This is a genomic window from Prevotella sp. S7 MS 2, from assembly GCF_000762865.1.
Classification (GTDB): Bacteria; Bacteroidota; Bacteroidia; order Bacteroidales; family Bacteroidaceae; genus Prevotella.
In genome coordinates, this window is record NZ_JRPT01000006.1 from 25,463 (window position 1) to 35,012 (window position 9,550).

Annotated in this window: 9 protein-coding genes; all 9 read left to right on the plus strand. The window is 43.4% G+C overall.

The window, feature by feature from the left end:
- Positions 1-2: 2 nt before the first annotated feature.
- Positions 3-221: a translation initiation factor IF-1 gene (gene infA, locus HMPREF0671_RS02610; protein WP_036896567.1), complete on the plus strand. Its 219-nt coding sequence runs from the start codon at positions 3-5 to the stop codon at positions 219-221.
- A gap of 11 nt (positions 222-232) precedes the next feature.
- Positions 233-349 carry a 50S ribosomal protein L36 gene (gene rpmJ / locus HMPREF0671_RS11910; RefSeq protein ID WP_006950529.1) on the plus strand — a complete coding sequence of 39 codons (117 nt, stop codon included), beginning with the start codon at positions 233-235 and terminating at the stop codon, positions 347-349.
- Positions 350-454: 105 nt separating this feature from the next.
- Positions 455-835 carry a 30S ribosomal protein S13 gene (rpsM, locus tag HMPREF0671_RS02615; RefSeq protein ID WP_036896568.1) on the plus strand — a complete coding sequence of 127 codons (381 nt, stop codon included), beginning with the start codon at positions 455-457 and terminating at the stop codon, positions 833-835.
- A 93-nt stretch (positions 836-928) separates the two neighbouring features.
- A complete protein-coding gene (rpsK, locus tag HMPREF0671_RS02620; RefSeq protein ID WP_036896569.1) occupies positions 929-1,318 on the plus strand; it encodes a 30S ribosomal protein S11 in 390 nt (129 codons plus the stop codon).
- 61 nt (positions 1,319-1,379) lie between these two features.
- Complete coding sequence (rpsD, locus tag HMPREF0671_RS02625) at positions 1,380-1,985, plus strand: 30S ribosomal protein S4 (RefSeq protein ID WP_036896570.1); 606 nt, start codon at positions 1,380-1,382, stop codon at positions 1,983-1,985.
- 12 nt (positions 1,986-1,997) lie between these two features.
- Positions 1,998-2,990, plus strand: a complete 993-nt coding sequence (locus tag HMPREF0671_RS02630; protein WP_036896571.1) for a DNA-directed RNA polymerase subunit alpha — start codon at positions 1,998-2,000, stop codon at positions 2,988-2,990.
- A 129-nt stretch (positions 2,991-3,119) separates the two neighbouring features.
- The gene (rplQ, locus tag HMPREF0671_RS02635; protein WP_036896572.1) at positions 3,120-3,617 is read left to right on the plus strand and encodes a 50S ribosomal protein L17; all 498 of its coding nucleotides are present in this window, start codon (positions 3,120-3,122) and stop codon (positions 3,615-3,617) included.
- Positions 3,618-4,335: 718 nt separating this feature from the next.
- The gene (locus tag HMPREF0671_RS02640; protein ID WP_231725603.1) at positions 4,336-7,620 is read left to right on the plus strand and encodes a TonB-dependent receptor; all 3,285 of its coding nucleotides are present in this window, start codon (positions 4,336-4,338) and stop codon (positions 7,618-7,620) included.
- 24 nt (positions 7,621-7,644) lie between these two features.
- Positions 7,645-9,408, plus strand: a complete 1,764-nt coding sequence (locus tag HMPREF0671_RS02645) for a RagB/SusD family nutrient uptake outer membrane protein (RefSeq protein ID WP_036896576.1) — start codon at positions 7,645-7,647, stop codon at positions 9,406-9,408.
- The last annotated feature ends 142 nt before the right edge of the window (positions 9,409-9,550 follow it).

Below are 9,550 nucleotides of genomic sequence, written 5' to 3' on the forward strand. Positions count from 1 at the left end.
TTATGGCAAAACAATCCGCTATCGAACAGGACGGAACCATTTTGGAAAGTCTTTCCAATGCAATGTTCCGTGTGGAACTTGAAAACGGGGTTCAGATTATAGCGCATATCTCAGGTAAGATGAGAATGCATTACATTAAAATCCTTCCCGGAGACAAGGTTAAAGTAGAGATGAGTCCCTACGACCTGACAAAGGGCAGAATAGTTTTCAGATACAAGTAATATTTCAAGATATGAAGACAAGAGCATCATTAAAGAAGCGTACACCCGACTGCAAAATCGTTCGTCGTAAAGGTCGTTTGTTCGTTATCAACAAGAAAAACCCTAAGTACAAGTTGCGTCAGGGTTAATGTTAAAGTATTGTAAAAGTAAAAAGATATACAATTTTATCTTTAACTTTGCAAACTCTTTAGCAAGAAATCAGATTTTATTAATTTATTTTTATTCAATTAAGAATGGCAATAAGAATTGTTGGAGTAGATTTGCCCCAGAATAAGCGTGGCGAAATCGCATTGACCTATATCTATGGTATCGGTCGAAGTAGTTCAGCAAAGATATTGGATAAAGCCGGCGTAAGCCGCGACCTGAAGGTCAGCGAATGGACTGATGATCAGGCAGCTAGTATCCGTGAAATTATCGGCGCTGAATTCAAAGTAGAAGGTGATCTCCGTTCTGAGATCCAGATGAATATCAAGCGACTGATGGATATTGGTTGCTATCGTGGAGTTCGTCATCGTAATGGTCTTCCTGTTCGTGGTCAGAGCACCAAGAATAATGCACGTACCCGTAAGGGAAAGAAGAAGACTGTTGCTAACAAGAAGAAAGCTACTAAGTAAAATTTAGTTTTCGGTTCTTTAGTTTTTTTGTCGATTGCTTCATAAGCTAAACTCAAAAACTCAAAAACTTAAAACTCAAAACTAAAAAAGATTATGGCAAAAACAAAAGCAACATCTAAGAAAAGAAATGTAAGAGTTGACGCTATCGGCCAGCTCCATGTGCACAGCTCTTTCAATAATATCATTGTGTCTTTAGCAAATAGCGAGGGTCAGGTTATCTCTTGGTCTTCTGCTGGTAAGATGGGATTCCGTGGCTCAAAGAAGAATACTCCTTATGCTGCTCAGATGGCAGGTGAGGATTGTGCGAAAGTAGCTTTCGATTTGGGTCTACGCAAGGTGAAGGCATACGTTAAAGGTCCGGGTAATGGACGTGAATCAGCTATCCGCGCCGTACATGGTGCAGGTATCGAAGTGACAGAGATTGTCGATGTTACTCCATTACCACACAACGGTTGCCGTCCTCCCAAGCGTCGTAAGGTCTAATCCTTCTTGAGAAGATTGCACTATCACAGATACAATTAAATTATAAGCATATTTTTATTTTATGGCTAGATACATAGGTCCGAAATCTAAGATTGCACGTCGATTTGGTGAACCCATCTTCGGCGCTGACAAAGTTTTGTCCAAGAGAAACTTCCCTCCTGGACAGCATGGCAACAACCGTCGCAGAAAAGTTTCTGAGTACGGTGTCATGTTGGCAGAGAAGCAAAAAGCCAAGTACACTTATGGAGTACTTGAGCGTCAGTTCCGTAATATGTTTGATAAGGCAGCTAAGGCTGAGGGTATTACCGGTGAGGTTCTGCTCCAAAACTTGGAGAGCCGTCTCGACAACGTAGTGTTCCGTTTGGGAATCGCTCCTACTCGTGCTGCTGCACGTCAGTTGGTTGGTCACAAACATATCGTTGTTGACGGTCAGGTAGTAAATATTCCCTCTTACGCTGTAGCACCGGGTCAAGTTATTGGTGTTCGTGAGAAGTCTAAGTCACTCGAAGTTATCGAAGCAGCTCTTGCTGGTTTCAACCACAGCAAATATCCATGGATGGAGTGGGATGATAATACAAAGAGTGGTAAGTTCCTGCACAAGCCGGAGCGTGCTGACATTCCAGAGAATATTAAGGAACAGTTAATCGTTGAGTTGTACTCTAAATAAATCATTAAATTAATGGCGATATTAGCATTTCAAAAACCTGATAAAGTTGTAATGCTGGAGGCTGATGATAAGTTCGGAAAGTTTGAATTCCGTCCTTTAGAGCCGGGCTTCGGAGTTACCATTGGTAACTCTTTGCGCCGCATTCTTCTTTCATCCCTCGAAGGCTATGCTATCAATACCATCCGTATCGCTGGTGTTGAGCATGAGTTCTCTTCGGTACCGGGTGTCAAGGAGGATGTTACCAACATTATCTTGAATTTGAAACAAGTAAGATTCAAGCAAGTAGTAGAAGAATTCGAGAACGAGAAAGTTAGTATCACTGTTGAGAATTCAACCGAGTTCAAGGCAGGAGATATAGGCAAGTATCTGACTGGATTTGAAGTGTTAAACCCTGATTTGGTGATTTGTCATTTAGATGTCAAAGCTTCAATGCAGATAGATCTTACTGTTAACAAGGGGCGTGGCTATGTGCCGGCTGACGAGAATCGTGAGTTCTGTACAGACGTCAACGTCCTTCCTATAGATTCTATCTACACCCCAATTCGTAACGTAAAGTATTCAGTTGAGCCATATCGTGTTGAACAAAAGACCGACTATGATAAACTGGTTATCGAAGTTACAACAGATGGTTCCATATCTCCTAAGGATGCACTGAAAGAGGCCGCTAAGATTTTGATTTACCATTTCATGCTCTTCTCTGATGAGAAGATTACTTTGGAAAATCCTGATCAAGATGGTAACCAAGAGTTCGACGAAGAAGTTCTTCACATGCGCCAGCTTCTCAAGACAAAGTTGATTGATATGAACCTTAGTGTTCGTGCTCTTAACTGCTTGAAAGCAGCTGATGTTGAGACGCTCGGCGACTTGGTACAGTACAACAAGACCGACCTCTTGAAGTTCCGCAACTTTGGTAAGAAATCGCTTTCTGAGCTTGATGATTTGCTCGAAGGTCTGAATCTGTCATTTGGAACCGACATCACAAAGTATAAACTGGATAAGGAATAAAGACAGTTTTGAGTTCTTTAGTTTCTGAGTTGACGAGTAATAAGCTCATAACAGAGCTAGTTGACAAGTTAATAAATAGACTAGAACAATATAATTTCTAAATTCCATCCATCAAAGTAAAAAACAAAAATGAGACATAATAAAAAATTCAACCACCTAGGTCGTACTGCATCTCATCGTGATGCCATGCTCGCAAATATGGCTATCTCTTTGATTATGCACAAAAGAATCACTACGACCCTTGCTAAGGCTAAGGCCTTGAAGAAGTATGTAGAACCCCTTATCACCCGTTCAAAGGATGATAGCACAAACTCTCGTCGTGTAGTTTTCCGCTATTTACAAAATAAGGAAGTTGTGAAGGCATTGTTTGGTGAGGTAGCTGCAAAGGTGGCTGATCGTCCCGGTGGTTATACACGTGTTATCAAGTTGGGTACTCGTCAGGGTGACGCAGCTGAGATTGCTTTCATCGAACTCGTAGACTTCGATGAGAACATGGCAAAAACTCCTGCAGCAGCTAAGAAGACACGTCGTAGTCGCAAGTCTACTGCTACCGCAACAGAGGCTGCTCCTGTAGCAGAAGAAGTTAAGGCAGAGCCTGCAGCAGAAGAAACCAAGACAGCAGAATAATCACACGCTGATTATTACAACAATAAAGCGCTTCCATTCGAAAGAGTGGAGGCGCTTTTTTATTCTATGTCTCATCTCTTTATTTCTTTTTATTGCTGTCCGCTAAAAAAATATGATTCTGGGCTAAGTGCTTAAAGTACAAGGTTCTGCGATTAAATGCAGGTCGTATAGGTAACGATTTAGAAATGAGCGATATGCTTGAAAGTTCATTGCTTTGTATAACCAAAGAACGCTCACTATTTCAGTTGCAAAGGTAACACTTTGCGTGGAAAAGTGAGCGTTATTTCGTGTTTTTCATCTTGCCAGTGAAAGAAAAAAGCAATCTATCTACCTTATAGTGGAAGTCTGATTTTTGAATATTTTCTAGATATTATTGTTATATGGTGCTTTTTTGTTTCTTAGTTATTGATAGTCTGTAACTATTTTGCTTTTAAACATAAAAAAAACATTCGACGATTTGTTGGTATCAATTGAAAATATTATTTTTGCTACGATTGAGTGAGAATAATAGCGGTGGGAATAACCCTCAAAAACGTTTCTTAAGTGAATATTCCCAGCGATGATACAAACCTTTTAATCAAGGAAAGGAGGTCAATACCATCAGAAAGATTCTATGAGCGCATGCGAAAATGCGCTATATCATTGATGAACACTTAGAGCGTCATGTTGTTATTATTAAAGTCTAATTATAATCTAATAATGTAAAACCTAATATACTATGCTTCATTACAAAATCAAAAGGTATGGTTTGTTAGCACTTTGTGCGGCCGGTGTCATTACGCCATTCGGTCAAAACCAAAACAATCTGTTGGCCGGAAACACCCGTGTGGGCGTTCTTCATTCGCAAAATATGCGCTATGAAGTTCGTAAGGGAGCCGATGCCATTCTTGCGAACAATATAGAAAGTGAGAAAATACAGACTCGTTCTGTCAACAATACACAACAAACGAAAAGAATCACCGGTCGCGTGGTCGACTCAAAAGGAGAACCGCTGATAGGGGCAGCTGTCAAAGTGAAAGGCGGAACAGCTGCTGCTGTGACCGATATTGATGGTAATTTTGTCCTAACCGGTGCTCCCGACAATGCTACGCTGGTCATCACTTATGTGGGATATACTGCCAAGACTGTGGTTGCCAAAGCCGGTTCAAATCTGGAAGTGGTTATGGATGAAGATTCACAATCGCTCGAAGAGTTGGTTGTTGTGGGGTATGGTACACAGAAGAAAGCCAATCTGACCGGTGCCGTGGCTCAGGTTAATGGCAAGGTGTTGGCCGATCGCCCCATCACTAATATCGGTCAAGGACTTCAAGGTGTGGTTCCTAATTTGAATATCACGATGAATTCGGGTGGTGCTCCGGGTTCTAGCTCGGCTTTCAACATCCGTGGTACCACGTCATTGAATGGTGGTGGGCCACTCGTATTGGTCGACAATGTTCAGATGGATGCCAATTTGGTAAATCCGGATGACATCGAATCCATTTCAGTATTAAAGGATGCGGCCTCGGCAGCCATCTATGGTGCCCGTGCAGCTTATGGCGTTATCTTGATTACTACCAAGAAAGGACATTCCGGTAAGCCCACAGTTTCATTGAATGCAACGGGCTATTGGCAGAATCCGGCGCGTTCTATGCATAACATTAACTCTGTAGATTTCCTGAAAATGAAAGATCTTGCCAATGAGGGAAACGCCTATTATCCTTCGCAAATCTACAAGTACACCAATGATTATTTCAACGGGAATTACGACTCTCCGGTATTTTTCGATCCCTCTATGGGCGGTGATGCTACTTATAAGTATCAGTATTGCGGTAACACCGACTGGTGGAAAGAACTTTATAAGACTTCTTTCTCACAGATTTATAATGCCAATATCAGTGGTGGTAGCGAGAAGACCACTTATTATATGTCTGTCGGTATGAACGATCAGGGTGGTATTCTCAAGGCAGCCAATGACCAATACAAGAAGTACAACGCCAATATCAATGTGTCTACGCAGGTTACTCCTTGGTTGAATGTATCCGGAAAGATTGCTCATACTTATACCACGGAGTTGCATCCAACCGGTGGTACCACTGCCATGAACTCTACTGCTTACAGTGGATTGTCGGCTTATAGCGGCATGTTGAAGAGCGACTTGAGTCCATTGATGCCGGTTAGGCATCCCGATGGGCACTATGCCGGACAGGGTAGCTATACCAATCCGGTGGCTTTACAGGCTCAAGGTGGTAACGCCAATTACAGGAATAACGACCTTTGGATGACCGGTGCCGTGCGAATCACGCCAATAAAAGGGTTGGTCATTAATGCCGATTATACTTGGAACTACTATGGATATTCTTCTCAAGAGCATGTCAGAAACTTCTACGACTATACGGCTGTTGCCGGAACAGAGAATTATTATCCTTGGACTAATCCAAGTAGTGTCACCTTGGCCAATGAAGACGATTACTACAATGCCTTCAATGCCTTTGCCGAGTATTCTTTCTCATTGCAAGATGTGCATAATTTTAAGGTGATGATGGGTTATAACCAAGAGAAGAAACACACCAGATATCATTATACAGGGCGCGCTAATCTGATTGATGCAGAGAATCCATCGCTTAATTTAGCGACCGGTGACATGCGTATGAGTTCTAAAGAGAGCCAGTGGGCGGTCAATGGTATGTTCACAAGAATCAATTATGACTATCGTGGTCGTTACTTGCTGGAACTCGATGGTCGTTACGATGGTTCCTCTAAATTTGCTAAAGGTAACCGCTACTCTTTCTTCCCCTCGGCATCAGCAGCTTGGCGTGTATCCGAAGAAAAATTCTGGGAACCGCTCCGTAGTTGGTGGGATAATTTGAAGGTTCGCGTTTCCTACGGCTCACTGGGTAACCAAGTGGTCGATGGCGACTTTCCTTATTTGGCTACGTATGGTGTCAATAGCTCTTATGGTATTTTGTTGAACGAGGTTCGCCCGGTTGCTATTACGGCTCCGGGGCTTGTAAGTCCTACCTTCACATGGGAGACTGTCAATCAGATAGATTTCGGTTTCGATGTCAATATGTTCCGTAATCGCTTCAATCTCTCTTTCGATTGGTATCGCCGTAACACCAAAGATATGTTGACCACTGGTCAGGTTCTACCCGCAACTTTGGGTGCTGCCGTTCCTCGTGAGAATGCTGCCGACCTGAAAACTGTGGGTTGGGAACTCTCAGCAGGGTGGCAAGACCAGTTGAAGAATGGCTTGAGTTACCACATCAAGGCTGTTCTTTCCGACTACCAGTCTACCATTACGCGCTTCTCCAATCCTACCGGTTTGATTAGCAATTACTATGTTGGCCACAAGATAGGCGAAATTTGGGGATACGTCTCTAACGGTTTGTTCCAGACAGATGCTGAAGCAGCCTCTCAAGACCAGTCTTACCTCTATGGTGGTAAATGGCAGGCCGGCGACGTGAAGTACGAAGATTTGAACGGCGATAAGAAGATTAATGTGGGTAAGAATACTATCGACGATCCGGGCGACCGTAAGATAATTGGTAATAACACACCTCGTTATGCCTTTGGTATCACAGCCGGTTTGGAGTATAAGGGCTTCGACTTCGATATGTTTTGGCAGGGTATAGGCAAGCGCGACTATGCCGTGGGTGGTTCAGCATTCTGGGGATTCACCGACGAATGGCAGACTCCGCTTACCACCGCACTCGATTATTGGACCAAGGACAATCCGAATGCTTACTTCCCACGTCCAAGTTGGCGTAATGGTGGTAACCGCCAGACAAGTTCACGCTATCTCCAAAATGCCCGTTACGTGCGATTGAAGAATATCGTTCTCGGCTATACGATTCCGCGTACCATCACTTCCAAGGTAGGTATTCAGCGTCTCAGAGTATTTGTTCAGGGCGAGAATTTGCTTACATTCACTCCGTTGATTAAGGCGTTCGATCCCGAAACGTTGAGCAATATGACCTATCCTATCAACAAAAAAATCTCTGTTGGATTGAATCTTACTTTCTAATCTTAAATATCAAATACTGAAATGATGAAACTAAAATATATAATCCTTGTGGCATCAGTCGTTTCGGGAACGATACTGACTTCATGCAACTATACGGACTTATCGCCTATCGACTCGTTCACCGACGAATCTTATTGGCACACGCCCAACGACTTGAAGCTTTATGCCAATGGTCTTTATGGGTACTTGAGTAGTCCTACGGCTACCGGAGATAATACTAGTGACAACTTCGTAACCAATAGTTATGTGGGCTATTTGTTCGATGAATATACGATACCTACCGATGCCAACTCTGGTAATGGATGGTATTGGAATGATATTCGTTCTTGTAACTACTTCTTGAAGCGTTATCATACAGTCACCGGGACAGAAGCCGAAATCAATAAATATGTAGCCGAAGTGAGATTTTTTAGAGCACTTCTCTATTATGATAAGCTGCGTATGTTTGGCGATGTGCCTTGGTACGATGCCGACTTGACGACTACCGACACCGAGCAGTTGTACAAAGCACGCGATAAGGCTGACTTTGTATTGGGCAAGGTGATTGAAGACTTGGAGTTTGCCGTGACCAATTTGCCTGAAGCAGGTAATGAGGAGAAAGGGCGTTTGAATAAAGAAGCAGCCCGTACACAGTTGGCTCGTGTGTGTCTCTACTTTGGTACTTATAAGAAATACCACAAACAGTCGGGCAACCTTACAGCCGAATCGCTTCTCAAGAAAGCTGCCGATGTCACCGATGCTATCATGGCTACCGGTAAATTCGATATTGTTAAGGGAACTGATAATGGCGCCAGACAGTTGGCATTTGAAGGTTATCCGCTGTATTATGGCAACCAGTTTGTACAAGAAGATCTCACAGGTAACAAGGAGGTAATTCTTGCTCGTTATTATGCATCGGGCGTGTTGACTCATGAGACAGGCCGTCAGGTATCGCAAAATGGTATGGGGTTGTCTAAAGATTTCGTGGAATCGTTCTTGATGAAAGACGGTACTCCTATTTATAATAGTGGTTCAGGCTACCAAGGCGACGACGATCAAGAGAAAGAGTTTGCTAATCGCGACCCACGTATCTACCAGATTATCGACAACGTCCATCGTCCGTTTACCGTACAGAATGGTGTCCGTGAATCGCACGTTGGCAACGTTAATTCCAACAGTGGCGTTACGGGTTATCCCTGTGTGAAGTATCGTTCGGCCGATACCAAGCAAGCCGAGGCTCGTAATACGTCTTACGATTGGTTTGTATATCGCTATGCTGAAGTCTTGTTAATCAATGCCGAGGCTAAAGCCGAGCTTGGTACTTGTACCCAAGATGTACTCGACAAGACCGTCAACAAACTTCGCGACCGTGTGGAAATGGCTCATTTGACAGTGAATCCGGTGGCTGATGCCAAACCTGTCGCTTATGGTTATGCCCTGTCTAACCTTCTTTATGAGATTCGTCGCGAGCGCAGAATAGAGTTGGTAGCAGAGGGGCAGCGCCTCGATGACCTCAAGCGTTGGAATGCCATGAAGTTGTTGGAGAATCCCAAGACCATGTTTGGTTTGAAGATAACAGACGCAGTCAAGACTACTTATGCTAAGCAGAATGTGACCTTTGGTGGCGAGAATGGGCGTCCGGTTATTAACTATGATGGTGCTACCTACCTTTATCAGTATGCTTCTTCCAAAGCTCTCGATGACAAGGGACGCAAGTGGACCGATACCGACCGACGTTGGTTCTATCCGATACCGACCAACGAATTGACGCTGAACAAGAATCTGATACAGAATCCGGGTTGGAAATAGAGTGCGGTATATGTATGAATACGAGAGAGCAGGTGACCATGTCCCTGCTCTCTTTTTGTTAGATGACTCCCAATCTCTAGTATCGGGTACGTGCAATTAACGTATTTCTCGCTTCAAACACGCCCCTACTTCTCACTCATAA